Raw genomic sequence first — 26,402 nt, forward strand, 5'->3', positions numbered from 1 at the left:
TTGTTATTTGTTATTAGAGTGAAAGGCGTGGGAAGAACCTTTTAACAGTAACTTCCCACGTTGTAAAAAAGGCTACTGGCCAATCTTGCGAATACCCACAGCGTGACGCAACTTCTCGATAAACGGTGCCGAGTAGGCACGGGCCTTGGCTGCGCCCTTCTCCAACTCCTCTTCAATTTGGGAGGGATTCTCTAGCAGAGTGTTATAGCGCTCACGCGCCTCGCCAATCTGGCCATTGACCAGCTCGAATAGCTGCTTCTTGGCCTCGCCCCAGGCGATACCCTCTTCGAACGCCTTGCGCATTTCCGCGGTCTGCTCCTGGGTAGCAAAGGCCTGCCAAATTTGGAAAACCGTAGAAGTATCTGGGTCTTTGGGCTCGCCCGGCTCCAGGAGGTTGGTCTTGATCTTATTAATATGCTTTTTCAGCTTTTTCTCTGGTAGGAATAAGGGGATGGTATTGCCGTAGCTCTTGCTCATTTTGCGACCATCCAGCCCCTGCAGCACCGCCACATGGTCGTCCACTACCGCCTCTGGCAGGGCAAAATGCTCGCCATAGTGGTGGTTGAAGCGCTGAGCGATATCGCGGGCCATCTCAATATGCTGCACTTGGTCCTTACCCACTGGTACCTTGTTGGCATTGAACATGAGGATGTCTGCAGCCATCAGGATCGGGTAACTATAAAGTCCCATGGTGACGCCAAAATCAGAATCCTCACCATCTGCACGATTGGCATCCACGGCGGCCTTATAAGCGTGAGCACGATTCATCAAGCCTTTGCCGGTCATGCAGGTGAGTAGCCAGGTCAGCTCGGGGATTTCATGAATATCGGATTGACGATAGAAAATCACATTGTCAGTGTTGAGGCCCAGGGCCAGCCAGGTCGCAGCAATTTCCAGGGTGGATTGATGTACCTGTTCCGGGTCCTGGCACTTGATCAACGCGTGGTAATCCGCCAGGAAATAAAAAGACTGATTGTTCTCATCCTGGCTTGCCGCGATAGCCGGGCGGATCGCACCAACATAGTTACCCAGGTGGGGAGTACCGGTGGTCGTGATACCGGTCAATACGCGCTGTTTGCTCATAAATCCTTCGTTTTCCGTACTGAGTTCAGGCAATAAAAGGAAGAATCATAACCTGTTCGCGCCTGGGGTTGTATCAGCCGAGGGCATCCTCTTCCAGACCTTTGCCCGCCTCTCTAGTGCTCCAACTGTGGTCGGCATGGCTCAGTGGCTATCCACAGAGGGGCCAGCTCCACCAGAGAACTGCCTGCGATACTGACTGGGAGAGATCCCAAAGGTTCTGCGAAAGTGGTGGCGCAGAGTGGTGCTACTCTCAAAACCCGCCATGTGGGCAGCACCATCGACTGTCAGCTCGCCAGATTCCAGTGATTTCTGTACCACCCGCAAACGCTGCTGGATCAGCCACTCCTTTGGTGAGGTCCCCATTGATTGGCGAAACTTTCGATCAAAACTGCGGCGGGAAAGATGCGCCTGGTTGGCCCAATCATCCACCGTAAATGATCCCTGCAGATTGGCCAGAGCCCAATCTAGCGCACCGGCAAAGTAATCCGGTCGCTTGGCCACCGGGGCCTCAATAAATTGAGCCTGCCCCCCCTGCCGGTGAGGGGCCATCACCAAGCGCCTGGCTATTGCGTTAGCCAATTCAAAACCATAGGTGCGCCGCAGAAACTCGATACCCAGATCAATAGCTGCAGAACTGCCGGCGGCGCAAGCCAATTGATCATGCCAAACGTAGAGCACATCGCCCACATACTCCACGCTCGGGAAACGCTGCCGAAAAGACTCCGCATAGCGCCAGTGCGTTGTGGCCTTCCTACCCGCTAGCAGACCGAGTTCCGCGGGAAGAAAAGCACCGGAGCAAAAGGTCAGGATTTGGCGCCCAGCCGCGGCAAACTCCGTAACCGCTCGGTGAACGCGCGCCACATAGGCATCTCTTGGGAGCGACACTGTCGGCCAGTTGGGAATCACAAGCAGATCAAATTCCATCAAACTATTTACCTGACGGCACTGCAGTGCAAGCCCTCCACTCGTTGCAGGGGCAGCCTCAGCAAAAGTAACCACCTCACCACTATAGAGCTCTTCTGTCTCAGGGCGGCTTAGGCAGAACAGCTCTGTAGCACACCCCAGTTCAAACAGTGCAACTTGGCTGTGCGCCAATATGGCCACACGCATAGCTTCCTGCTTTATTGTCATAGGGTTATCCAATTCGTACCACATCCAGCAAACGGCAAAGAAAATTGTGAATGGCGTAAAGTTAGCGTTTATTGGCTTTCAAGCCAATCGCTATAAATGGCAATTGTGGGCAAACTATTGTTCAGGCAGTGAAATTGGGAGGATATTCTCTAGATAGGTATCTAACCTAAACTCACTGAACTTTTAAGCACTCATAAGCACTCATAAGCACTCATAAGCACTCAGCACCGGAAAATACCTATAGAGGAAGCCTATGTATCAATTATTTATTGGAAATAAAAACTATTCTTCCTGGTCTCTCAGGCCCTGGTTATTAATGCACCAGCTGGAAATACCGTTTAACGAAAAACTGGTTACTTTTGAGGAAGGCGGCAGCTGGGAAAAGTTTCACAGTTTCTCACCAAGCGGACAGGTGCCCTGCCTGAAAACGGAAGAAACCACGATTTGGGACTCTCTGGCGATCACCGAATATATCGCTGAAGACTTCCCTCAAGTCTGGGCTAGCGATCGAATAACCCGAGCCTGGTCTCGTAGCGCTTCGGCAGAAATGCACTCTGGTTTTTCCGCCCTAAGGAATATCTGCCCAATGAATTGCGGCCTGAAAGTAGAATTGTATGAGGTCTCAGCTCCCCTGCAAAAAGATATTCATCGGATTAACGAGCTATGGACTGAAGGTCTTCAGAAATTTGGAGGCCCATTTCTCGCTGGGAAAGAATTTACTGCAGTCGATGCCTTCTTCGCTCCAGTTACAATAAGGGCAGAAAATTACAACTTACCCTTCAGCGAAGACGCAAAGCAATATATTAAATTGATTCACAGCCTTCCCTCGATGCAAAAATGGATAGCCGATGCCATCAAGGAGCCATGGAGAGAGTCAGCCCATGAGGAAGAGGTACGGAGCTCTGGAACAATAATAACGGATTTGCGCCAACAATAAATGATAACGGCTCACTATATTAGATGCCTTTATTCTTAACATGAAACCACCTGCATTTAGCACTAAAATTCGATACCCAGCGTGACAACCCCGGTGCAGCAAAGTAAAGCTGCGCCGGCAATTACTCTATGGCAGAATATCCTCTAGAAAAAAAGCCCTTTAGAGCTTCCCCTTAAGAATTTCTTCCTTAAAAAATACAGACAGTAACTGCTAGCACTGAAGACCATAATGTTGCAAACAAAGCAAGATACACCGTTAAACAGTACACCTGGATTTATAACAGGCACCCAACCTATAGAATTCTTCGAATTTTCAGGCCTGATACTAGAATGCCAGTTCAGCCAGGAAAGCTATCAGGACAGCCTGTTCACCACACTCGCCATCCATTTCCCAGATAAAATCACTAAGGCTTGCCAAAAGCGTAAAGCCGAGTTTCTAGCGGGCAGATACTGTGCACATCTTGCGCTCCAGCAATTTGGACATATTGAGACACATGTACCCATTGGCCCCAATCGAAGCCCCCAATGGCCAACAGATACACCAGGCTCTATTACTCACACCCATGACCTTGCCATTTGTGCACTCAACAACAAGCCCAAAGCTATTGGTATTGATTACGAGCCCACAATATCTACAGAAACTGCGAGAGAAATAAAAAATCTTATCGTTAATCAAGCAGAAGAAACTCGCCTATCTCAAACAGATTTACCACTTGAGCAATGGTTGACTATTGCTTTTTCCGTCAAAGAGAGTTTATTTAAGGCCCTCTATCCCACAGCCAAACAATACTTCGATTTTCTCGATGCAGAGATCCAAGATATCGACTGCAAAAACAAAAAAATAGCATTAACATTAAGTCGTGATTTATGCCCCGAGGCCATAAAAGGCCAGCGATTTTTGGGGGCCTACAATTCCCACAAGAAAGGTTTTATTACACTGTTTGAATGTTAAAGGTTTCTGAAACTATTCCTACCTGTGAAAGTTAATACCCGGCTTTCTCATAAGGCCCAAGGTTCCGACGATAAACCAAGAGCTTCCGTTCAAAGGAGCAGACACAGGCCCCGTCTTGATTGAGAGCCTGGGAACTAATATGTAAAAGCCCCTGATCCGGGCGCGATTTGGACTTTCGCTTACCCAGAATTTCTGATTCCAAATACAGGGTATCTCCCGCGTAAACAGCTTTAACTTTACATTCTGTCATACTCAGGTTGGCCACGACCTTACCGAAGGTACGGGTTGTTAATGCCATTGCGCTCAGCACAAAAGTCTCTGGCACTCTTACCCTATCACCATAAACTCTACGCGCATAACGTTGGTCCGCATATCCAGGACTTAAGTCGAAAGAGTGGCGCGCATAATTTAAACAGCTGGCCTCAGAGAAAGTATGACCCGGACGGTGCTCAAATATCTGGCCTACTTCAAAGTCCTCATAGTCGACACCACAGGTTTCGATATAGGTATTTGGCTCAACTTCCCTTAGGAAATGTAAGGAATCCTTCACAGACCTCTCCCACTTGCAACAGAAGCTAATAGTTTTTTGCCGAAAATGGCAGATGATCTCGCTTGTAAATCAGCATACTACATCGCATCTCACAAGTTATTTGTTGATCTTGATTAGAGCTGCGAAGTGCAACCTCAATCAAACCGGATTCTGAATCCTTCAAATTTGCACCAACAAACAGTACTTCAGTCCCTACATACAAAGTGTCCCCACCAAACACAGGGGCCAACATGTCTATACAGCTCCACTCCACTATACGCTTGCGACGATAATAAGTTTTCCAAGTCAGCCCCATTAAGCGTTGAATAATCAAGGTGGTATCGACAAGAGGACGCTTAAATTCTGTCTGTTTGGCGTAATGCGCATCGAAATGGATCATCGCCTGATTAAACGTATTAATACACTCTTCCACATTATCCTGCTGGCTAATTGTTACACCTGGCCGATGGCGAAAAACCTGACCCACTTTGAAATCTTCGAAATCCAGTCCATAACGCTCACGGTAGCGATTATTGCCAAGCTGAATATAAGCGGGAAAACGAAACCGATCCATAGAACCCTCTTGAGGTTTTTATACAGTCAAATGCTCAAAAACTACTACTTTTCGATGGGAGAGACTAATTTTAGGGCTCGCTCTATCACTGGCAAATCCACCATACGCCCATCAACCACCAATACCCTATTGGAATTTGCTTTAAAGGCCTGAACTATTTTATGAGCACTCTGTAAAGATTCTTCTGTAGGGGAAAATCCTTGATGAATTGGATCAATCTGCCTTGGGTTTAAAGCCACTTTCCCGCTAAACCCCAAAGCGGCTACACGTTGAGCCTCACGCAATAATCCCTCAGTGTCTTCCAAATCAAAACATGGACCATCTATCGCGCCGATATTTGCGTAGGTTGCCGCCTGTAGAATACGGCTCCTGGCATAGAACAAAGAGTCCCAGCTCATATCAACGCCAATTTCTGTGCATAAACCTACGGAACCAAAAGCAATAGCCAACACATTCTTAGAAGTGGCTATTTCTCTACTATTTTGCAGACCTTTAGCCGTTTCAATTAGGGGTAACAAACCAATTGGTTGTTCGACTGGCTCTATTAATTGGTTTAACCAAGCTATTTCCTCAGCAGACTCCACCTTAGGGAGCAGAATAATATCGGGCTTTGATACCTGCTCCAGTAACAACAACACATCCCTGAGCCCAGATTCAGAGCTCAGTGGATTAATCTTCAATACCCGCAGACCGTCAGAGGACGTGAAAAGATTCCTTACATTCTGCCAGGCAGCCACTTTGATCCCCGGTGTGATGACATCTTCCAAATCCACACAAGCTATATCCGCGCCACCAGCAACTGCTTTCCGATATCGACTGGGGCGACTGGCAGGCACAAATAAAATACTGCGACAATGAAATTTATTCTTTAAGTGCATGGCATTAATCTTCACCTGTCCGGCTTTTACTCCCTTACCACTTCCATATCCATGCATAGTAGCAGCCAGTTACACCCTTAAATAAAGGGATTGAATTAAATATGCTATTAATACCCCACAAGCATAGAAGTTAATTTTCAGAGACTGAAAATGCATACGCATGAGGCACTTTACTCAAAAGACCTCGCGCTTAGCCACCCTAAGATTCCACCCATCAATAGCAAAAATAATTAAAATGTCACTGTATGCTTCCCTCTAACGAGGTACTGGTAGTTATTGTGGAAAAACTTGGAACAGACTCAATTGGCACTCTTTACCCGGCCAATTTAAGTGCAGAAATTATTAAGGTGGAAGATATTCCCAATGGAAGAAATATTGCCAGAGGAGTTGTCCAGCAATCTTGTAGACTTCAAAACACACTAAAAAATTAAAAGATTGGCCCAAGATACCTACTCAACAAGCTCCTACTGACCTAGCTGTAATGTAAAGCAGGTATTAAAACTCCTTTTACTACTGATACCTGACGGATTCCTTTTGTATCCATAGATAGCGGACGCGAGATAAGAATCTTAGCGTAGGCGATACACTGCAATGATGAGATAGTGAAATTCAGGCGGGCCCACTTCTGGGCAAGGATAATCAATACACCCCAAAGAAATGAATTACTTTGTAACGGAAATAGGCCGACTAGTTCAGCAGGCAGTTATTAAAGAGTAAAAATTTTGGATACGCTGTAATGCAGAAAAATATGGTAAGTACGTAAGCTACCCTTGAAGCTCAAACCCTTCTGACAATAACAACTCCCTCAAGGGATTCCACTGATCTTGTGGCAGTGAAATGGACATTGTCACCTTGCTGGCATAACCCGCCTGCCCACAATTCCCCTGGTAACGAGCCACTAAATAGCGAAGGCGGGATTCCTGGGCAAAATCACAGCTCACGGAAACTTCCTGTAACGGTACAAAAGCCTCCAGGTTCACTGCCTGCAAAGCGGCACCCACCGATCCCCGATAGGCACGCATCAGGCCACCAACACCTAACTTGGTTCCACCAAAATAGCGAGTCACAATAGCCCCTACATTGCCAATCCCCTGCTTGAGGAGCAATTCCAGCATCGGGCGCCCCGCACTGCCTCCGGGCTCACCATCATCATCGGCTTGCATCGTGTCGGGATTGGCCGGATTGCCGATAACAAGCGCCGTGCAGTGATGGCTGGCATCCGGGTATTGTTTGCGAATCTGGCTGAGCTGAAATTGAAAAGCCGCCTTATCTGTTACTGGCCCAAGCCAACAAATAAAACGGCTTTTCTTTTCTTCGGTCTCACTGACAACGGGAGACGAGGGAATCTGATAGGTCACCGGCAAAGGCATCCCAAGGCTGGTTTTTTAATTTTTCAAATAGGGGCTGTAATTTGGTCTGCCACACTTTGTCGTCCACCACACCAACATGTTTACAGCGGATAGTGCCCTCTGCATCCACCAGGAAGGTTTCAGGAGCACCGAACACCCCCAAATCCAGCGCCAAGCGCCCATCCCTGTCGGCAACACTAAAGAGGTAGGGATTGTGGAATTTATCCAACCATTTGAGAGCCGCCGAATCATCATCTTTGAGGTTCACACCAACAATTGGCACACCCTGCTCTGCCAGAGCATTCAGGTAGGGATGCTCAACCCGGCAGGCCACACACCAGGTGGCCCAAACATTAAGCAGGTGCGGCCCCTTGGGCAGGTCTCCCTTTTGCACCACCTGATTGTTATCGGCAACCTTTTCCAAGGAAAACTCTGGCACCGGCTTGTTTAGCAGTGCCGAAGGCATTTCCTGCGGGTTCAAGAACAAGCCACGCCAGAACAGCAACGCCAGGGCGACAAAAATAATCAGAGGCAAAAAGAGTTTTAATCTCGACATTTTATCCTTCTCGAAAATTAAGCCGTTGCCAAATTACCACTGAGCGGTACTTGGCGCGCCGCCTTGGCTTTACGATAACGCTTATCCGCTACGGCAATGCTGCCACCGATGGCCATTAACAGGGCACCCAGCCAGATCCATACCACAAAGGCCTTGTACTGCAGGCGCACTGCCCAATCACCACTGGGATTGCTGCGATCTATCGGCTCACCCAGAGCAACATAGATATCACGGAACAAGCCGGTGTCGATAGCCGCTTCGGTCATGGTATTTCCGCCAGAGAAATAATTGCGCTTCTGCGGGTGCAACTCTGCAACCGGCTTGCCGTTTTTGCTAACGTGGACCACTCCCTCGAAAGCGCGGTAATTTGGCCCCTGTGCCAGCCGCACCCCTCCGAAGTCAAAGTCATAGCCAGCTACCTGATAGCTGTCACCAGCACCCATACGCAGATCTTCTTCTACGCTGTACACGGTCGTTAATACAACCCCCAGCACTGCCACCGCCAAGCCTATATGGGCGAGATGCATACCGTAGTAACTGGCGCGCTGACGCTTGAGACCGGCGAAAAAAGATTTGGCATTGCGAGTTTTGGAAACAATATCCGCAAGGCTCGCACAAAAAACCCAGGCGCCGATAAAAATACCGAGCACCGCACCCCAGTGATAGTGATCAAATGCCAGAGGCCAGACCAATGCCACCACCAGAGCAGCCAGGAATGGCAATCGCCAAGTACTGAGGAGTTTGTCCCAGCGGCTGTCCTTCCAGTTCGCATGCACCCCCATGCCCAGCAGCAGGCAAAGCACCACCATCAAGGGTACAAAGAAGAGGTTGAAGAAGGGAGGACCAACACTGATTTTGCCCATGTTCAAGGCATCGGCCACCAGCGGATATAAAGTGCCGGTCAACACCATCGCCATAATCAGGATGAGCAATACATTGTTGCCGAGCAGGAAGGTCTCCAATGAACGGAAAGAGAACACGCTGCGGGCGCTGACTGATGGCGCGCGCAGGGCAAATAATAAGAGGGAGAAGCCCACAATCACAGCTAAGAAGCCAAGGATAAAGCTACCCCTCAATGGATCGGTAGCGAAGGCATGTACTGAAGTAATCACCCCGGAACGCACCAGGAAGGTACCCAATAGGCTTAAGCTAAAGGCGAAAATCGCCAACAAAATAGTCCAGCTCTTGAACAAGCCGCGCTTTTCCGTAACCGCCAAAGAATGCATCAGTGCAGTGCCCACCAACCAAGGCATGAGCGAGGCATTTTCAACCGGGTCCCAGAACCACCAGCCGCCCCAACCCAGCTCGTAATAGGCCCACCAGCTACCCAGGGCTATACCAAGAGTGAGAAAAGCCCAGGCGACTACCGTCCAGGGTCTGGCCCAACGGGCCCAAACCGCATCCAAATGCCCGCCCAACAACGCGGCTATGGCAAAGGCAAAGGCGACAGAGAATCCCACGTAACCCATATACAGCAGCGGCGGATGGAAAATCATCCCTGGATCCTGCAGAAGCGGATTCAGGTCGGAACCCTCCACCGGCGGGAATGGCAAAGTGCGATCGAAGGGATTAGACGTCAATATAATAAAGAGGAAGAAGCCGATCAGTACCACACCCAGCACTGAAAGCACTCGCGCTAACAGCTCCGGCGGCAACTGGCGGCCAAATAGCGCCACAGCCGCAGCCCAGCCTGCCTGGATCAACAGCCACAGCAGAATAGAGCCCTCGTGACCACCCCACACCGCGGTGACCTTATAGTAAATCGGGAGAATACTGTTGGAGTTCTGCGCTACATAGTTAACGGTAAAGTCGCTCTGGATAAAAGCGACTGTCAGGCAGACATAAGCGATAAAAACAAACGCAAAAACGCCCAAGGCCAATGGCCTGGCGGCCTCCATCCACAGGGGGCGCGCACTATAACTACCTGCTATTGGCAATATCGAAAGCGCAAGAGCCAGCAGCAGGCCGACTATCAGCGCAAAATGGCCCAGTTCAGGGATCATATTTTCGCTCCATCGGTGCAGCCTTCGTGGGAAACCATGCTTTCCGCAACTTCAGGAGGCGTGTAGTTTTCATCGTGCTTGGCCAACACCTGATCGGCACGCAAGACACCACTGGGCATCAGCTGCCCGCTAATCACCGCGGCCTCACCTTCAGCAAACAGGTCCGGCAGTATTTTATCGAACACCACCGCCAGCTCTGCCTCACCATCGGTAATAACAAACTGTACATCCAGGCTGTCTTCCGTGCGCTGTACACTACCCGGCACGACACAACCACCGGCGCGAATGCGTTTCTCAAACGGCACTTCTCCAGCGGCAAAGGCGCTGGGAGCATAGAAATAATCCATATTTTCTCGCATCGCATAGGTGACAAAACCCACTGCGGCACTGGACAGAGCGACCAGAACAAGTACCAGGATCAGACGTTGCTTGCGTACGGGATGCATTGTTTAGTGAACTCCATAAGTTTTTGATCTTATCTGCCCAGTCGCAGTAGCCACCGGGCGAAAAACCCTATCGATTACTGCAAGGCCCGAGCCTATGCAGGCTCTTCCATATCCGCTTGTTGCGCTCTGGCCCTACGGCGGCGCTGCTCAATACGCTGTTGGTTGTGTAGTTCCCGCTGCAGGCGACGTCGTGCCAAACGCGGGTAGAGAGCCAGGGAGGCCAGGGCGGCAAAAGTGACAGCGTAGGAAACCCACACATAAATACCGTGGCCATCCATCGCTAAAAATTCTGCAAAGTTGGCGAATTGAAACTGCACTTTACTTCTCCCCAACTAATTCCTGCTGCACCCATTGGGTTTTCATATCGCGGCGTAGTATCAAGGCGCGAGTATGCGTAAGCAGGGTCCAGGCATAGGTACAATAAAAACCGGCAATCATTACCAGCAGCGGGTAGAACATACTGGGATCAATACTACTGGATTCCGTCAGGCGGATAGTCGCCGGCTGATGCAAGGTAAACCACCAATCCACCGACTTGTAGATAATCGGAATATTCACCGTGCCCACCAGGGCCAAGAGCGCGCTGGCCTTATCGGCCACCTGCTCGCGACTGACCGCCTGCGACAAGGCCATCACACCGATATATAAAAACAGCAGGATCAGCATTGAGGTAATCCTGGCATCCCAAACCCAGTAGGTACCCCAAGTGGGCTTGCCCCAGACCGCGCCAGTAAAGAGGGATATAAAGGTAAGTACCGCGCCGATTGGAGCTGCTGCGCGCATCACCGCGAAGGAGAGCTTCATCTTCCAGATAAGGCCTATGGCGCCGCTGATCGCCATAATGTAGTAGCCAGCCAGCGCCAAAAAGGCCGCCGGCACATGGATAAAGATGATGCGGTAACTATTGCCCTGCTTGGCATCCTCGGGCGCAAACCCCAGGCCCCATACCGACCCCGTCACCAGCAAAACAACGCTGGCCAGTGCCAGCCAGGGTAACCAACCACTGGTTTTTTGATAGAACCAACGGGGTGACCCCAAACGGTGAAACCATTGCCAAGCCAAGAAGACCTCCGAATCAATTATCCAGGCTGATACGTATTGCCCCCGCAGCAGCCAGTGGTGCCAGGGCTGCCGCAGCGGCCAGCAGAGCAGCCAGAATCGCCAGCTGCGCACTATAGGCATAGCCATCAATTGCCGCCTGCACCGCGCCGGTGCCGAAGATTAGCACGGGCACATACAGTGGCATAACAATTAGCGCCAGCAACAGCCCCGGGCGACGCAGGGCCACAGTGAGCGCCGCACCGATGGCGCCGATCAAACTGAGGCTCGCAGTCCCCAGAAATAGCGACACAAATAGGCACAGATAGCCCTCAGTGGGCAAATTCAGCATCAACGCCAGTAGCGGCGATAACAGTGCCAGCGGTAAGCCAGTTGCAATCCAGTGCACCAGGGATTTAGCCAATACGGCGAAATACAGGGGCTGGGGCAACAGTGCCAACTGCTCCAAAGTGCCATCTTCAAAATCCCCGCGGAACAAGCTCTCCTGGGAGAGCATGGTGGCTAGCAGCGCCATTACCCAAATCATGCCTGGCGCCATTTTCGCTAACAGTTCGGGCTCTGGTCCCACACCTAAAGGCAAAAGAGCGAGGACCGTTACAAAAAATAATAGTGGGTTGGCAATATCTGCTCGCTTGCGCAGTGCGAGGAGCATTTCAATTTTAAAGAGCGCCGCGAAACCAGGGGTTGCGCGGGCTCCAACAACTGGTGATTGGACATCAGTTAAAGACATGCTCTCCCCCCATATCGCTAAAAGATTCCTCGACCAAAAAGTCAGACAGGTCGACGAAATTCAGCCCTGGCAGATTCAAAGGCTGGTGGGAGGTTAGAAGGAGAGATCCACCGCTCTCGAGGTGGTTGGCCATTTGTTTTTCCAGTGCCGCAACACCGGTGACATCCAAAGCGGTCAGGGGCTCATCGAGAATCCACAAACAGGGCGACTGGGGAAGAAATAGTCGCGCCAGGGCCACACGACGGTTCTGGCCCGCCGATAAGCTGCTGCACAGAGACCCTTCGAAACCGAAAAGATCTACCTTATCCAGGGCCTCCATCGCCGAGGCCTCTGTAGCCCCATACCAGGCGAGGTTCTCTAGAGGGGTAAGCCCCCCCCGTACCCCGCCGCGATGACCGATATACACCAGGGATTCACGCATAGCGCGTAAACCTTTAGGAAAGGGATTATCGCGCCAGAGGATCTCTCCACTGAAGTCACTGGTACTGCCAATCAAAGTGCGCAGCAGTGTGGTCTTGCCCGCACCATTGCTTCCTTTAACCTGGATTGCCCCGCCGGCATTCAGTGAGAAATCAAGGCCCTCAAACAAGCGTCGGCCATCCCGCTCACAGGCGAGGTCGCGCACTTGCAATACAACTGGGGACTTGGTAGTCACAGACATTGCTTGGATAAAACCGCTCTGACGAAAATCTGAACGGCATTATACCGGCACTTGTGCTAATTGCATGATATTCAACACCCCCGATCTTCTCTAATTTGATCTCAAACAGAAATCCTAGGGAATTCAGCTGGTTTTTGTACGCCAGTATTGGCGCCATGCCCAAGCTCTGATATTTTCGTGAGGGTTGTGAGTTGGTACCCAGTACCTAACCCCCGTATGGATTCGGGGACTCAGTAGTCGACATCAACAGAAACTTTTGATGTGACTCGGTGTTTAACGAAAACGCCGAACCTGCCTGTAAGGACGCACAATAATGACTAGCCTTGCTGTGGACGCCCGTCGTTGGCTCGATGCCAGCGCCATAAGCGGTGAAGATACCCTGATCAATCGCCAACCTTTCCCATTTTTTGTTGCCCGCGACGTTTTAACCACAGAGATGATGCCCTCATTTCTGAAGGACTTCCCCCACCTCAAAGGAGCCGGCTACCTACCCTATGAAAAGCACGAGTGTGGCGATTCCATCAACACTCTGATCGAAGAATTCACCCATCCAGAATTCGCCGATGCCATTGGGGAGAACCTGGGCATAGAAAAACTCTCCCAATACCCAACTTATGTCTCCATCAGCCGCTCCTTGAAAAAACGTCACGGCAGAATTCATACCGATGGAAAATCGAAAATAGCCACTGCCCTGCTCTACCTCAATCCAGAGTGGACGCTTGATGGCAACGGCTGCCTACGCTTTCTAAGGCGCATCGATGACTTTGAGGATACCGTCGCACCAGAAATCCCCCCATCTTATGGAACACTCGCCGCCTTTAAGCGCGCGGACAACTCCTTCCACGGCCACCTCCCCTATGAAGGCCAGCGTCTGGTTATCCAGGTTGCCTGGCTGGTGAGCGCTGCCGACAAGGAGCGTAAGGCTAAACGAGGAAAGTTCTCTTACAAACTCAAGCAATTAATGGGCTGGCTTGGCGGTAAGCAGAAAGAAGATAAGGAAGATACCATTACCCAAATGTGAATTTTGCAGACTATTGAATATTGGCCTAGATATTCAGGCTGCTTATAAATTACACACCGCACCGGCCATTGGCTGGTGCACCTCCTCCAATCCCGCCGAACACTTACTCTTTGCCAGTTTCAAAAAACGAACACAAGAGAGGATTTGGGGAATCTAGAGTTTCTAAAATTTCTATTGATGAATTTTCTTCGCTCAAAAAAGTAATTGGCAGACTTACTATGAGGGACTCAAAGAAATATTTACAAAGCTGGTCTTACCCTTGTAACCACTCTAAAAAGGGTAAATCGAGCGCTACTAATAAGAAAAAAGAAGCTTCTGATTTGGCTGTGCGGTGTGCGGTGTGCGGTGTGCGCCAGCTGACATCTGTAAACCATCTGCATCAGCCTGACAAACACCGCACTATTCTAAGACTATTGGTTATTTATTTTAAAATTAGGCATCAAAGTCGTAATCCATTAATTCGCGACTTAAGCGTCTTTCCTCCAGTTTATCCTCCACCATGCGACGCGCATCGCGAGGTGGCTGGGATGTGGCTTGCCTTAGTACTTCTGTTGCAATTTGTGGAATATCCACATTATCAAAAACCATGTGCTTTTCGTTTACGTTAACGCCCATACGAAACTCCATAATCTTGATCCGTGAAAGCAGAAACATCCTTATCGCACTTTACGGTGCAGTTGCAGATTAGCGATGCCGAACAATCCTGGTCAAGCAGAAATTTACAAGGGAACTATGACAGATTTACTGCAGACTCTTAGAAAATTCCGCCAAGCAAAACCATCCCTGAATTACCCAGCTCAAGGTTACGAACCTAACAATATTCAAGAAAAAGATTAGGAAGAGTTATCAAAATGAATACATAGAAGAAGAGCGGGAAATGCAGTAACTCTGCCGATGGCATGTTACTTCAGGTGACAAGAAGCAATGCCTAGGGAGGCTTAGAGAAAAATGAGGGAGTCCCTAGAAATTGCCAGAAGCTAAAACACGACATGACATTTGTTGCTGTAACGGATAGAATGGCCGCCCTTTGCAGCTAGCTGCAACCCGCCCCCGTCGGTTAACAGGATAAACCACGGACCTCCTAAGTCCGGACTGGTGGTTCGAGTCCACCCGGGGGCGCCATTGATAACCCCTTCTATCTCAACCAAGCCCTTTCGTGCTTCTACCAATTTATAAAGCAAACGCTTTAGCCGAATGCATAAACAGCGCCAGAAAAAGTCCCGCCAGAAGAAGAAGACCCCAAATCATTCTGGCCGAGCGGTTAATATTCCTGCCCCGCTTCGCATGATCCCTCGCCACTTTCGCCATAACTCAACTCCCTTTATTCCGCGCTATCGGGCAACAATAGCAGTTTCACTCCCAAGCAGCATAAAAAATCAACACTATACATAGAAGCTAGCCTGAGCTTCGCTCAAAACAAACAAAGCCCGAGTAGAGCCGGGCTTTGTTTGTTTTATTTGACCCGCAGCAGCTACTGGTTCTGTTGTTGCTTCTGCATATTATTGTTGTCGCTGCCGTCATTAGTACCACTAGGGGCTGTGCCTGGATTAGTCGTACCGCTCGGGCTGGTACCTGTATTATTAGTACCACTACCCCCCTGCATATTCATCATCTTATCGGACTTGTCCTTGCCGTGATGACGCCCCATTTTGTGCCACTCATCCTTAAATTTGGTCCAGAAGGACTCTTTGGGCGCTTTGGTGCAAGCCGTAATAATCATCGGCGTCACCTTTTCAGTGCCATCGATATCCAACATATCCCCTTCTTCCTTACCGCGCTTTGAATAAGCCGCAGCCCAGTACACCGCTTTTGGCTTGAACTCGTCGTCGATGGCCAGGAAATCTGCACAGGTCCAGTCCTTTGCCGGCTTCTTGGGGTGTTTATCCGCCAAGGCAGCAGAAGCAGCAAGACTGGCAATTACCAAAGGAAGGATGTAATGCGTGCTTTTCACAGTAAAATCTCCAAGGTTTTCAGGGGCATTACCCCACGAATTGACTCCAGGTAATATGCAATCCGCTCGCTTCCCAGGAGCTAGCGAAACAAGACCAATTGGTCACCGAAAGTAATCTCTCAGCTGGGCCCAACTCGACTAACTGGCCAATGCTTAAACCGGCCTCTATACAGCTCCCTTACAGCGGAAACGCTAGCCAGCTGTCCCTTCAAAAGACTACCTGACCCAATGAAAGAATAGACGCATTTTTCATTTTTGGCGTATTTTTCAAAATATTGGTATCACCAGCCCTCAGCCCATCGACGATGGCTTTACTACCGCTTGGCCACCACTGCGCCCCCCCAATCCTTGCTCTCATTTTCTCGCCCAAGCAAAGAAGAACCGATCCAGATAAACCAGACTATCTGGCTAATTCCGAATATTTCCGTAAAGATTTCACTGGGATAAATAGTGGCAACCCCTGCAATACCGACGAAGATGCCAAGACAATTCAGGTACTTTGAGAATACCCCCAACTGCAAAGCCACGATGCTAACCACCAGCACCCAGAGCCCACCGACCAGCTCATTACCCCCACCCAGGCTTTCAACCATCAGATAAATAATTCCCCAGACATCAAAGGCCTTCTCTGGATTGACCTCCATTAGACCGATAGCATAAGCAAGCCCAATATTTGCAATCATGCCGCTAGCAATTACAAGCCCAACCCAGATTGCTCCAAACAAAGTACCTACCGCGATTAATCCTTCACTTTTTACTTTTAACCTCTGATACAAGCCAACCACCAGAAAACTGAGGAAAACAGCAAAAACCAGATACATCAAGGTGTAAATAACATTAAAGGAAAACTGATGTTCAGCTAGGAAAGTCATTTTTTCAGCGGGGCTACCATCAGAAGGGTATGACCAAAAAACACCAAAGAAAACAAAGGCGATAACATACAATAGCGCCATACTTATTGCTGAGATGCCAGCGGCTCTACTTAGAGTCTTCATTTGATTTTCCTATTACATAAATTGATATTGTTTTATACAAAACATGACCGGTCGTAACCTCAAACAAGGCAATTCCAAAATTTTAATTATGACTCTTAAACGACCTTACCAATCGACATTCTGCCTTATCAACTGGTCTGATTAACGCAAGAATTAGCAACTAACTTTTTGATTGACTGAAAAACATCCCTAGCACCATTCCTACCAAGGGGATATACACTCCTGGACACTGGTCTAGCCACCTATACAGGTAACTTCCAAAGCGCTAGAGGCTTCGAGAAGTAAACCATCAAAGCACTTTGACTTGAGCCAAGTTACCCAGGCTCATCCGGAAAATACCCAAGTGGCAGGCTTGACATGTAGGACCATGGTATTGACCGTTTCAACAACAGCTCGTATCACATTGACATAAGGGGGCCTGGAGCAAAATAGACATCAGAGGTAAATCTTGGACTATTCCAGGCGAAAGAAAGAGCGATCGCAGCCAAAAATGTCCCTGGCCATAGCATTGTATCGAATGGAGCGAGAAGGCCTAAACGTTTACGAGTCCCAATTAATTTTCACAACCGTCAGGGAGGATCACCTACTAATGCAGCGATGTCTTTGAAAAGCAAAACCTACATATAGTTGGCTGGGCAAATTATGCAACCTCAAGCCTGCACAAGGAAAACTTCATAAAGGCATCTATATACTGCAGAATTGGTCGCTAGAGACCTCCAAGTCTCATAGCTGCCGGTACCTAAGGTAATAACCGCCTGAAAAATACACCAATTTTCTCTTTATTTTTGCACCATATAATTCAGCAGACTAAGTATGTATATTTGGAATATAAGATTACTACCGCACAGTAAATCATGCGATGTATTTTTGCCTCAACTATCTAGAATTAATTTTGTGCTAGCACTGAATCAGATGGCACAGGACTATAATATAATAATGTAAAAATTCGTTACACCACGCTTCAGCATACCCTAAACACTATCAAGCTTAACCTTATGGAGACTATTATGATGAAATATTTGGGGCTGGTCACTCTTACCCTGGTGGTAGTTTTAACGGGTTGCTCTCCAGAAAACTCAGAGGACCCAAGCCCTGATGCCTCCGTAGGCTCAGGCAAGGATAAACATGGATGTATAGCTTCTGCTGGCTACCGTTGGTGTGCCAAAACAAAAACATGCGAGCGCCCATGGGAACTGGCAGAGAAAGCCGGCTTTCCTAACACCCCGGATGATTTTGAGGAATATTGTGGCAAATAAAAATGGCAGTGGAATCTTCGCTGCCCCTCAATGCCAAGCCAAGTAATATTTTCATTCTCTCAAGTCACCACTCTAGAAGCTGCTTCATAACTTGAAACCAGCTGTTCCTGCAACCTCATGGAATTACAAGAATAGAACGATTGAGTAAATTTAAATCAGAATTAACTGACGCTCAGTAAAAATTGATTGAACCTTGCACCCCTAACTAAAGCGCTGAAAAGGTGACCCCAAACCCATTGATAATCATACGTGTTTTGAAGATATCTTATGGGTTTTGCACTCAAGGGCACGAAGGAAGGATCTCCCTCCATCTTACCTATCGCCGAGCACTTGCTGGAGTAGGCTCCCATTTTGGGAAGAGCAAGGCGCGTAGCTGAAGGCTTGGAGAAAGTTTATCGGACAGCTTGAAAGATCCCTACTTAACTGGGAAGAAGTCTCTTCGAATGGCAGCTTTGCATTAGCAAAAGAAAAAAGGGGGGGGCAGAAGTTATAAAAAGCAAGCGGAGCAAAGGTACAAAGTGGATGATGGTGGTCGATGGCAAAGATATTCTGTTAGGTTACACCTATCCTTCAGCATCACCAGCAGAAGTAAATTTATTACACCCACAACTCGAGGTTACTAAGGAACTTCACACTTATCCCAGCATGGGGTTTTAAGTAGTTCTGACACAGAGAAAATCAAGGGCTTTCAATTTTCCAATATGGCGCTGCATTAATTTTTGTCTATTATTAGTCTGCCAGTTTAAGTTTATCGCTTGATATATTTAGCGAAAATCATACCACCTCCTATAACACCGTGTTGTGGTCAAGTCTAACCGGACACCTCTTTAAGCACATTTTTCAAATTCGATAGGGGTTATATACTCCAGTGATGAATGTATCCTGCGTGAGTTGTAATAAGCAATATAGGCCCTCACATCGGCTATCGCATCTTCCCTTGTCGGATAGATATTTCCCGTCAGCCATTCTCGTTTTAGGCTGCTAAAAAAGCGTTCAGTCGGTGCATTGTCCCAACAATTTCCCTTGCGGCTCATTGAGCACACCATACCATGCTGTTTCAACTGCGCTTGGTAGGTATGGCTGGCATACTGACTGCCTCGATCAGAGTGGTGTAGAAGACCCTTTGGCGGTGTACGCAAATTAACAGCCATCATCAATGCACGACTTACCAGGGCCGTTTCCATCTGGCGATCTAGATGCCAACCAACAATCCTACGTGAATAGAGATCAATCACTACCGCCAAATACAGCCAGCCCTGTGCAGTCCAGATGTACGTGATATCAGTAGTCCAAACTTGATTTTTAACACTTGGTGAGAACTCCCTATTCAAAAGGTTTTCCGCGGTAGGTAGTTGGTGTTTGCTGTCTGTCGTCAGTGTAAATCGCTTCTTGCGTTTTACTCTCAAACCTAGCTTTTTCATTAGTTTGCGGACACGATAGCGACCAATTTTAAAGCCTTCTTTGCGTAACAGTTTCATTAACCGACGGCTTCCGAGACTCTGTCGAGATTCAGAAAATAAGGCCTTCAAACGATGGCATAGTTTCCATGTCTGGCTATCTATTGAGCTATTACTACGCTGATACCACCCGTAATAGCTACTCTTATTTACCTGCATCACTCGGCAGAGTGTCCTAACTGGAAAGCTGCCTTGCTGTTCTTTAATAAAGTTGTACTTTACTTCATTTCTTTCGCAAAGAAAGCGCTGGCCTTTTTTAGGATTTCTTTCTCCATCCGCAACTGCTTGTTTTCGCGTCGTAACCGGTCCAATTCTGCGCGCTCGCCGACATCCAGCCTTTCTCCGCTCTCTTCCTGCTTCAGCTCTTTTATCCAGCGTCGCAGATTGTTGGCAGTGGTTCCTACAGCCTCTGCGGCTTTAGAAATAGAATATCCCTGCTCAGAGACCAGGGCTACGGCGTCTTTCTTGAACTCCGGCTTGAATTGCCGGCGTGTACCTTTCGTTGTCATACATCACCTCGCTTGGTGTTTTTACCATCTTAGCGAAGTGTCCGGAAGTATTAGACCACTACACCGTTTACTCAAAAAATGGAGAGAACCAATGAAGGCCTACTCGATAATTTTTGTATCAATTATTAATTTGCTTTCTTTAAACGACACCCTCGCCAATGAAAGCATGAATAATGTATTAGAGGACTCGAACTATAATTCGCTAAAATCCATATCCGAACGCTCAATAGTCAACGAAAGCATTTCTCATTCAGACATAGTTCAACTCACAAAAAGAGCAAGTTTTAAAGTAATAAAATCTAGCATATCTATACAAACAATTTTATCTGTTGATGGTAAATCAGTAACATTTATTACAGAAAAATCTCGGAGCAATCCAGGATTTCTTAATATAACCATCAGGGTTGCTAACGCGAACTACAACATGGAATTAGACCCTAAAGAGTCTGAGTTTGTATTGTCAGGGTATGGCTCAAAACTTGGCGCCGAGGGTAAACTACTTATGGCCACTATAACCGCAAAAATGGAAGAAAATAACTGGCATAAATCTGAAAACTTATACAAATCCAACTCATACTGGATTGCCAACTGGTTCACCGAAATGCCAGCAGGAATGATAATGCATACTATTATTCAAGAATCAAGCCCGAAAAGGGCGAACCAGACTCTTATAATAGACAATCCATTGCACCGAAAACATACTAGTGGGGCTGAAATAATCAATACTCACCGCATCGTTTAAAGCTTGTATGCATGCTCTGAAAAAGCCTAAAGGTATTGATTGTGCCTGCCTCCGTAGTAAGTATTAGCTGGATTAGTTCAGACTTGATCTGACAGTTACCAGTTTTTCAAGAGGTGCCCTATCAGGTTAGGCTTGAACTACTTCAGATGAGCGAATATTAGTATGAAAAGTTCTGTGTCCATTTTATCGGGGCAAGATCACTGTTGAAGAAGTATAACCGGCATGGGATTTTTATAGAGTTCTGACATAGAGGGGATCAACCTTATTCACCCCCTCATTTTGAAAAAATTATTAATCAATCCCAAAAAAATTACATGCTACCTTAGATCCAGCCTATGAAAAATGCCATTGTTTAAAGCACTTGTTGTCCCATTACCCGCCCAAATCTGAGTATGAGTAAGGAGTGAAGTCGTGAAAGAGGTTACCAAACTCACTTCTCCGTTTTTATCAAAAACGCCTGAGGTTAGTACTGAAATATCCCAAATCGTACTATCGTAAAAAGAATGAGTAGTCGCAGAATTTATCCCATCCGCATTATAAATCTTAACGTCCCCACTCGACTCATGCCTAAATGCCGTGACCAAGGAGGGCACCACCGAATTATTGTAACGATTAGCTTCCATGTCACTAACGGTCCACTGGGAACTTGAGTAGAAATACCCATAATTAACAACGGAGCTTGTACCTTCACCTCGGTAGATCCTTGTCCCAAATGAAGACTTATAAGCCGTAATAACCTGATCTCTACCAACACCAGAAAAATCACCGGATGTCATTGCAGTTACATCCCAGTTATTGATACTGTAGAGACTACCTAAATTTAATATACTTCTAACCCCATCGCCTCGAAAAACCTTAGTTTCATCAGAGCTCACCTTCAAAGCAGTCACAACCTCTGAAACACCATCACCATCAAAATCACCAGAGGTCATCGCGGATACTTTCACTCGCTCACTCGAGTAAATGAGGCCATAGTTCATCAAGCTAGATTCACCATCCCCACAAAAAACAATCGTGTATCCAGAGCCGTCAAGCTCAAATGCAGTTATGACCTCATCCTTACCTCTTTCCGAAAAATTTCCAACAGCAAAATCGGTAACATTCAGGTAAGGCGATATGTAAAGGACGTCTTTTAGATACTTACCCTGCCCGCCTATTGCTCTTACAACCTTACTAAAAGTGCCATAATTAAAGGCAACCAGCAATTCATCTACCCCATCTCCATCAAAGTCACCCGCGGCAGTAGCGACAACCTCCTCGCTATCAATCTGGGCCCCATGAAAGTATTTTTGCCCTTCATCAACAAAAGTACTTTCATCCCTACTCCCACCCAGATTTGCTGTCAGATCGATATTTTCAGATGTTGTATATGGAAAGGTTACAATGTTATTTTCAACAACATTGTTATATGAAGCCTGCTCACCATTAACAGAATTGTGCCAGCTAGATAAAAATGCCCTCTGCCCAACTCTATCTGCGTAATTATCATATATACGATTATCACTACTCCGATCTCTAACTCTGATCGGATCACCAGAAACCAAGTAAAAATAGTTGTCATAAACTTTATTGCCTACACTATCATGGGCGAGATAGACCGCATGAAGCAAGAAGTCCTGAGAAGATATATTTTCCGCCCTATAAAATACATTGTTATATATTGAATTATTATCTGAATTTACAAAATCGACTACGCCATACCCTTTGCAGTCACCAGGGCAATTAGATACATCAAAAAGAGTCCCAATCTCTATAAAATGGTTATCATGTATATGATTACACCCATTCCAAGTTGTTGATCTATTATCCCTCCCACCATTGAGAAGAATTGCATAGCTAGCGTAGTGACTTATGGTTAGACGGCTTATCTCTACATTAGTGCACTCTCCAACTCCCACTTCCAGCCTAAAAAATACAGTATTTCCCTCCCCTTCAAAAACCGGCTTTTCATCACCGTAAGCAGTTAATTTCAACTTAAATTCACGCGATGTTTTAGTCCAAGAAATAGTCTCACCATAATAGACTCCCCCCCTAATGAAAACAGTAGTGTCTCCGCCACTGAAATCGACTAGATAATGCACCCTGCTCAAGGTTTTGACGGGCTCAGAAAGAGAAAGCCCTGAATTTTCATCATCCCCATCCGTCGCCATGTAAATAATCTTTGAGAAACCAATCAAAGGGAAACTAATAAATACCCAAAAGACCGCAACCTGAAAAAGAAAAAAAATTTTCACAATAGCACCCTAGTGTTATCTTTAACTTTATTAACACATACTTCCATTCCGCTTAATTGATTTATCTGCCAACAGTCTCACATCAAGAATGATAGCAACAAAGTTACACTCGAAATTAAACATCCACATTAGATACAAAATTGGATTTGACGCCGTTTTTAAGGAAGTAGCTAAAAATGGGCAAGTGCTCGACACAATTAAGGGTCAAGCAATCTATCTTGCCAACCCCAAATCCTACGACACTCTCGACCCCACTGCCCTTTATTACACCTTAGCAAATGCCGCTCCTGACGAAGATTAATTCGTCTCCCTGCTGCACCACACAAAGTTGAAGGCGGCATACCCAGCATGTCAGCGATTGGTATGCCACGAGAACAACAGTTACCCACCTATAAAATACTTGGCGCTATCGCTTGCTGCCCCAATTTGCAATATGTAGAGTGGATTAGATTTGTCTATGGCGTGAGCAATACAAATTAATATGATGAAAGATGTGTAATGTGATCAGCCTTAATATCTAGGCAATCTCTTAGTATACCTCGCTGACATAAAGCCAAACGATTCACAGACTATAAACGCAGTAGTATTTATCGAATGATTAAAGAAAAAAGCTTTCCTCGTCAGCGACAAATAGACCCGGGAGTGATGAGCTTGGATAGCCAGGAGGTCGTGGCTTGGAATAGATGAAAGGCTTGATGGCGCAACATAATGCTAGAAGGTGGCCAAGAAGATTTCTCATGCGGCCACAATTAGATAATTGCCCATCAAAAAAGTAGGGGACCAGGTGGCAGACAGAGAAATTCAGAAATAAAAAAAGCCCGGCATAAGCCGGGCTTTTAAAATATGGCGGTGAGGGAGTCCGCCTCTATGGTTTCCATCCCAACCCCATAACCTCCCTCAAACCCTAGTGTTTACTGGGGTTGCAGGTTATATTTCTTCCAAAGCCACCCAGCCCTCACCTATAGAATCCGCTGCAAAGTGGGGGACTGAGTGGGGGACCAGAAAGCAGTAGGAAGCGCATGGGAAAGCTAACAGCAAAGGAAGTTGAGAACATAACAGCCGCCGGGAAGTACGATGACGGTGATGGCTTGCGATTAGTCGTAGGAGCCTCAGGGGCCAAGAAGTGGGTTCTCCGCTACCAGCTCCACGGGAAGCGTCGTGAAATGGGACTGGGTAGCCTAGGCGATGTAAGTCTAAAGCAAGCGAGATTGGAGGTAGGGGCTCAAAAGCGACTGATTCTCGATGGCATAGACCCTATCACCGAACGCCAGCGTATCCAGCAAGAGCAGAAAGCCAGCACCAAGAGCGAGGAAGCGAAGGCCGCTACTTTCAGTGATATGGCCGATGAATATATAAAAGTACATCGCAAAGGCTGGAAGAACGCCAAACATGCACAGCAGTGGAAGAACACCCTCCAGCAATATGCTTACCCCGTTATAGGTGAGAAAGCCCCCTGTGAAATCACCACCGATAATTTATTAGAGATATTAAAACCTATCTGGTTCGAGAAGCCTGAAACAGCCAACAGGGTTCGCAACCGGGTAGAACTGATTCTGGATGCCGCAAAAGCAAGAGGATTGCGGGAAGGCGAGAACCCTGCCCGCTGGCGTGGCCATCTGGATAAGCTGCTCCCCAAGCGCTCAAAGGTCCGCCAGGTGAAACACCACAACGCATTACCCTGGGTCGAGCTGCCCGAATTTATGCGGGAGATTTCCAAGCGCAACGGATTAGCTTTCACGGCCATGGAGTTGACCATCCTGACCGCAACCCGTACCAAAGAAGTCTTAGGGGCGACCTGGAGTGAAATAGACTTTAAAGCTAAATCGTGGACCATCCCAGGCGAGAGAATGAAAGCAAGTAAGGAGCACCGAGTCCCCCTAGCACCGCCCGTGATAGCTTTGCTTGAGTCGATACCGCGAATTGACGATAGCCCATACATCTTCCCCGGCCAAAGAAGTGGGCGACCACTCTCAAATATGTCCATGCTCATGGCGTTACGCAGAATGGGACGGGACGACCTAACCGTTCACGGGTTTAGGTCAACCTTCCGGGATTGGGCTGGAGAGGCCACTCCACACCCCCGCGATGTATGCGAGCAAGCTTTAGCTCACAGCTTGGGGGATTCGGTAGAGGCCGCCTACCGGCGCGGCGACCTATTTGAAAAGCGCAGATTACTCATGGCCGACTGGGCCGACTATGCAACTACCTTAACAGCTCACGAAGCTGTTCTTGCTTCTCGTTGAGAGCATTTAGCTCATCGACCAGGGTGTTGGTAGCTGCATCCAGGTTGTTTATCTGCACTTTTAGCATATCCCTGATTTTCGGGTCGGCAGTGTCTGCGGTTATCTCAATAGTGTTCAAGCAAGCTCGTATTTCGGCTTCAACATCTATAAATGTCATGGTCCAACTCCTTCTTTCCGACGACACAGAGGCAATCTATCAAAATACTGTATGGATATACAGTATGCGAAGCAGAATGAAGCAAACGCCTATTTTTCATACTCAGGAAGTCAGGATATGCAGGAAATAAGAGTTTTCAGGGGGGGGGAGTTACTCACCCAGCCAAAAGGGTCAACAATCAGGTAGAACTGGTTAATAAATGGCATCCGCCTGCCTTAATGATTGTCATCGGCGCTCAGGCTTCAGCCGTCACCTTTCAAACATACGGATTACATAAAAGTACACCCTAGTGCTCCTCACCGAGTAAAAATTGATAATAAACAAGCCTTCATTTAGCAAGGATTAGCTGAATTTTATCCAATTTCTATGGCATAAAGTTCCACTGTATATTTACGATCAAATTTTACCAGGACAGAAAGCATTACAAGGATTTTGTTATGTCAATAGAGCACCTCTTCGACTATCACCCCTATCGTGGAGGAAACAATCCGAACCACACTGGCGCAAGCGCACAACTGCTCAAGTTTAAAAATGGCGACCCACAAGCTGTTCAGTTCTTTACAGATCATGTAGCAACAAAACTAAGAGCAACAATACCCTCAAGCACAGGTTTCAGTGTCGCAACAGTGCCATCCTCAACCGCAGGCAAGGCTCACAAGGGCTTTGGGCCAATGATTAGACTTCTAAAAGGAAGCTTTCCAGAAATTCGAAACAGCGGAAACCTGCTTCAGAGAATATCTAGCATCCCCTCTCTCCATAAGGGCGGAAATCGTGCTGCAAGTGTTCACCAGAGCTCCTTGGTGGCTGCCAATTCGATAGTGTCAGGTGAAATAGTGGTATTATTAGATGATGTGACTACCACCGGAAATTCACTGCAAGTTGCCGAAAGGCTACTCCAACAGGCTGGTGCAAACGTAGTTCTAACACTAGCGCTCTGCAAAACGGTTTAG

At 47.5% G+C, this 26,402-nt stretch carries 29 protein-coding genes, 1 tRNA gene and 2 pseudogenes; 12 read left to right on the forward strand and 20 right to left on the reverse strand.

Annotated elements, in window-relative coordinates; all coding sequences use genetic code 11:
* Positions 1-72 precede the first annotated feature (72 nt).
* Both FIU95_RS12790 and FIU95_RS12795 read right to left on the reverse strand, forming a co-directional pair.
* Positions 73-1,083, reverse strand: a complete 1,011-nt coding sequence (locus FIU95_RS12790) for a tryptophan--tRNA ligase (protein WP_152454141.1) — start codon at positions 1,081-1,083, stop codon at positions 73-75.
* Positions 1,084-1,224: 141 nt separating this feature from the next.
* Positions 1,225-2,214 (reverse strand): helix-turn-helix domain-containing protein, encoded by a 990-nt coding sequence (locus tag FIU95_RS12795; protein WP_253868619.1) that lies wholly within the window; start codon positions 2,212-2,214, stop codon positions 1,225-1,227.
* A gap of 253 nt (positions 2,215-2,467) precedes the next feature.
* Between FIU95_RS12795 and FIU95_RS12800 the strand changes: the two genes are divergently transcribed.
* Positions 2,468-3,151 (forward strand): glutathione S-transferase family protein, encoded by a 684-nt coding sequence (locus FIU95_RS12800; RefSeq protein ID WP_152454142.1) that lies wholly within the window; start codon positions 2,468-2,470, stop codon positions 3,149-3,151.
* Positions 3,152-3,379: 228 nt separating this feature from the next.
* Complete coding sequence (locus tag FIU95_RS12805; protein WP_152454143.1) at positions 3,380-4,102, forward strand: 4'-phosphopantetheinyl transferase; 723 nt, start codon at positions 3,380-3,382, stop codon at positions 4,100-4,102.
* Positions 4,103-4,133: 31 nt separating this feature from the next.
* Here FIU95_RS12805 and FIU95_RS12810 read toward each other — a convergent pair whose 3' ends face one another.
* Genes FIU95_RS12810 through FIU95_RS12820 form a run of 3 tightly spaced genes read right to left on the reverse strand, consistent with a single transcriptional unit; the run spans position 4,134 to position 6,140 of the window.
* Complete coding sequence (locus tag FIU95_RS12810) at positions 4,134-4,652, reverse strand: MaoC family dehydratase (protein WP_172975394.1); 519 nt, start codon at positions 4,650-4,652, stop codon at positions 4,134-4,136.
* A gap of 25 nt (positions 4,653-4,677) precedes the next feature.
* A complete protein-coding gene (locus FIU95_RS12815) occupies positions 4,678-5,205 on the reverse strand; it encodes a MaoC family dehydratase (protein ID WP_152454145.1) in 528 nt (175 codons plus the stop codon).
* A 44-nt stretch (positions 5,206-5,249) separates the two neighbouring features.
* Entirely contained in the window at positions 5,250-6,140 is an 891-nt protein-coding gene (locus FIU95_RS12820; RefSeq protein ID WP_152454146.1) for a CoA ester lyase, read from the reverse strand.
* A 221-nt stretch (positions 6,141-6,361) separates the two neighbouring features.
* On the opposite strand from FIU95_RS12820, the gene FIU95_RS21165 reads away from it, so the two are divergent.
* Positions 6,362-6,514 (forward strand): hypothetical protein, encoded by a 153-nt coding sequence (locus FIU95_RS21165; protein ID WP_172975395.1) that lies wholly within the window; start codon positions 6,362-6,364, stop codon positions 6,512-6,514.
* A gap of 333 nt (positions 6,515-6,847) precedes the next feature.
* On the opposite strand, the gene FIU95_RS12825 is transcribed toward FIU95_RS21165, so the two are convergent.
* The 8 genes from FIU95_RS12825 to ccmA form a co-directional block, all read right to left on the reverse strand.
* Positions 6,848-7,441 carry a YigZ family protein gene (locus FIU95_RS12825; protein ID WP_253868622.1) on the reverse strand — a complete coding sequence of 198 codons (594 nt, stop codon included), beginning with the start codon at positions 7,439-7,441 and terminating at the stop codon, positions 6,848-6,850.
* A complete protein-coding gene (locus FIU95_RS12830; RefSeq protein ID WP_152454148.1) occupies positions 7,404-7,988 on the reverse strand; it encodes a DsbE family thiol:disulfide interchange protein in 585 nt (194 codons plus the stop codon). Before FIU95_RS12830 ends, FIU95_RS12825 begins: the two co-directional genes overlap by 38 nt.
* Positions 7,989-8,005: 17 nt before the next feature.
* The gene (locus FIU95_RS12835) at positions 8,006-9,991 is read right to left on the reverse strand and encodes a heme lyase CcmF/NrfE family subunit (RefSeq protein ID WP_152454149.1); all 1,986 of its coding nucleotides are present in this window, start codon (positions 9,989-9,991) and stop codon (positions 8,006-8,008) included.
* Positions 9,988-10,437, reverse strand: coding sequence for a cytochrome c maturation protein CcmE (ccmE, locus tag FIU95_RS12840; RefSeq protein WP_152454150.1), 450 nt, complete (start codon positions 10,435-10,437; stop codon positions 9,988-9,990). Before ccmE ends, FIU95_RS12835 begins: the two co-directional genes overlap by 4 nt.
* Before the next feature lie 92 nt (positions 10,438-10,529).
* Positions 10,530-10,754, reverse strand: coding sequence for a heme exporter protein CcmD (gene ccmD / locus FIU95_RS12845; protein ID WP_152454151.1), 225 nt, complete (start codon positions 10,752-10,754; stop codon positions 10,530-10,532).
* A gap of 1 nt (position 10,755) precedes the next feature.
* Positions 10,756-11,499: a heme ABC transporter permease gene (locus FIU95_RS12850; RefSeq protein WP_152454152.1), complete on the reverse strand. Its 744-nt coding sequence runs from the start codon at positions 11,497-11,499 to the stop codon at positions 10,756-10,758.
* Positions 11,500-11,512: 13 nt separating this feature from the next.
* Positions 11,513-12,226, reverse strand: coding sequence for a heme exporter protein CcmB (gene ccmB / locus FIU95_RS12855; RefSeq protein WP_152454153.1), 714 nt, complete (start codon positions 12,224-12,226; stop codon positions 11,513-11,515).
* Positions 12,213-12,881, reverse strand: a complete 669-nt coding sequence (ccmA, locus tag FIU95_RS12860; RefSeq protein WP_152454154.1) for a cytochrome c biogenesis heme-transporting ATPase CcmA — start codon at positions 12,879-12,881, stop codon at positions 12,213-12,215. Before ccmA ends, ccmB begins: the two co-directional genes overlap by 14 nt.
* 319 nt (positions 12,882-13,200) lie before the next feature.
* Here ccmA and FIU95_RS12865 point away from each other — a divergent pair, with 319 nt between their 5' ends.
* Complete coding sequence (locus FIU95_RS12865; RefSeq protein WP_152454155.1) at positions 13,201-13,908, forward strand: 2OG-Fe(II) oxygenase; 708 nt, start codon at positions 13,201-13,203, stop codon at positions 13,906-13,908.
* A gap of 432 nt (positions 13,909-14,340) precedes the next feature.
* Here the strand turns inward: FIU95_RS12865 and FIU95_RS12870 are convergent, their stop codons facing one another.
* The gene (locus FIU95_RS12870) at positions 14,341-14,523 is read right to left on the reverse strand and encodes a PA3496 family putative envelope integrity protein (RefSeq protein WP_152454156.1); all 183 of its coding nucleotides are present in this window, start codon (positions 14,521-14,523) and stop codon (positions 14,341-14,343) included.
* Positions 14,524-14,598: 75 nt separating this feature from the next.
* Between FIU95_RS12870 and FIU95_RS21170 the strand changes: the two genes are divergently transcribed.
* Positions 14,599-14,745 (forward strand): hypothetical protein, encoded by a 147-nt coding sequence (locus tag FIU95_RS21170; RefSeq protein ID WP_172975397.1) that lies wholly within the window; start codon positions 14,599-14,601, stop codon positions 14,743-14,745.
* A gap of 209 nt (positions 14,746-14,954) precedes the next feature.
* Positions 14,955-15,030, forward strand: a tRNA-Arg gene (locus FIU95_RS12875).
* A gap of 48 nt (positions 15,031-15,078) precedes the next feature.
* Here FIU95_RS12875 and FIU95_RS21175 read toward each other — a convergent pair.
* The 3 genes from FIU95_RS21175 to FIU95_RS12885 form a co-directional block, all read right to left on the reverse strand.
* Complete coding sequence (locus FIU95_RS21175; protein ID WP_172975398.1) at positions 15,079-15,216, reverse strand: hypothetical protein; 138 nt, start codon at positions 15,214-15,216, stop codon at positions 15,079-15,081.
* Between the two features lie 163 nt (positions 15,217-15,379).
* Positions 15,380-15,859 (reverse strand): acid-activated periplasmic chaperone HdeA, encoded by a 480-nt coding sequence (gene hdeA / locus FIU95_RS12880; RefSeq protein ID WP_216646242.1) that lies wholly within the window; start codon positions 15,857-15,859, stop codon positions 15,380-15,382.
* 314 nt (positions 15,860-16,173) lie between these two features.
* Positions 16,174-16,854, reverse strand: a complete 681-nt coding sequence (locus tag FIU95_RS12885) for a hypothetical protein (RefSeq protein WP_152454157.1) — start codon at positions 16,852-16,854, stop codon at positions 16,174-16,176.
* Between the two features lie 1,007 nt (positions 16,855-17,861).
* On the opposite strand from FIU95_RS12885, the gene FIU95_RS12890 reads away from it, so the two are divergent.
* Positions 17,862-18,110, forward strand: a complete 249-nt coding sequence (locus FIU95_RS12890; protein WP_216646243.1) for a hypothetical protein — start codon at positions 17,862-17,864, stop codon at positions 18,108-18,110.
* 232 nt (positions 18,111-18,342) lie between these two features.
* Positions 18,343-18,483, forward strand: a pseudogene (locus tag FIU95_RS21755) (IS5/IS1182 family transposase); the annotation flags it as partial.
* Between the two features lie 454 nt (positions 18,484-18,937).
* Here FIU95_RS21755 and FIU95_RS12900 read toward each other — a convergent pair.
* Positions 18,938-20,076 (reverse strand): IS3 family transposase gene (locus FIU95_RS12900; protein WP_152453787.1). Its coding sequence is split into 2 segments (ribosomal slippage): positions 18,938-19,827 and positions 19,827-20,076, totalling 1,140 coding nucleotides; the frame shifts between segments, so codons are not numbered across the junction.
* 91 nt (positions 20,077-20,167) lie between these two features.
* On the opposite strand from FIU95_RS12900, the gene FIU95_RS12905 reads away from it, so the two are divergent.
* The gene (locus tag FIU95_RS12905; protein WP_152454158.1) at positions 20,168-20,818 is read left to right on the forward strand and encodes a hypothetical protein; all 651 of its coding nucleotides are present in this window, start codon (positions 20,168-20,170) and stop codon (positions 20,816-20,818) included.
* 317 nt (positions 20,819-21,135) lie between these two features.
* Here FIU95_RS12905 and FIU95_RS12910 read toward each other — a convergent pair whose 3' ends face one another.
* On the reverse strand, positions 21,136-22,968 hold the full coding sequence (locus FIU95_RS12910; RefSeq protein ID WP_152454159.1) for a hypothetical protein: 1,833 nt from the start codon (positions 22,966-22,968) through the stop codon (positions 21,136-21,138).
* A gap of 651 nt (positions 22,969-23,619) precedes the next feature.
* On the opposite strand from FIU95_RS12910, the pseudogene FIU95_RS21760 reads away from it, so the two are divergent.
* Together FIU95_RS21760 and FIU95_RS12920 are read left to right on the forward strand one after the other, a co-directional pair.
* Positions 23,620-23,739, forward strand: a pseudogene (locus FIU95_RS21760) (AlpA family phage regulatory protein); the annotation flags it as partial.
* 332 nt (positions 23,740-24,071) lie between these two features.
* Positions 24,072-25,295 carry a site-specific integrase gene (locus FIU95_RS12920; RefSeq protein WP_152454161.1) on the forward strand — a complete coding sequence of 408 codons (1,224 nt, stop codon included), beginning with the start codon at positions 24,072-24,074 and terminating at the stop codon, positions 25,293-25,295.
* Here FIU95_RS12920 and FIU95_RS12925 read toward each other — a convergent pair.
* Positions 25,255-25,452 (reverse strand): hypothetical protein, encoded by a 198-nt coding sequence (locus FIU95_RS12925; protein ID WP_152454162.1) that lies wholly within the window; start codon positions 25,450-25,452, stop codon positions 25,255-25,257. The genes FIU95_RS12920 and FIU95_RS12925 overlap by 41 nt on opposite strands.
* Positions 25,453-25,889: 437 nt before the next feature.
* Here FIU95_RS12925 and FIU95_RS12930 point away from each other — a divergent pair, with 437 nt between their 5' ends.
* Positions 25,890-26,402: a ComF family protein gene (locus FIU95_RS12930; protein ID WP_152454163.1), complete on the forward strand. Its 513-nt coding sequence runs from the start codon at positions 25,890-25,892 to the stop codon at positions 26,400-26,402.

The organism is Microbulbifer sp. THAF38 (assembly GCF_009363535.1).
Taxonomy (GTDB): Bacteria; Pseudomonadota; Gammaproteobacteria; order Pseudomonadales; family Cellvibrionaceae; genus Microbulbifer.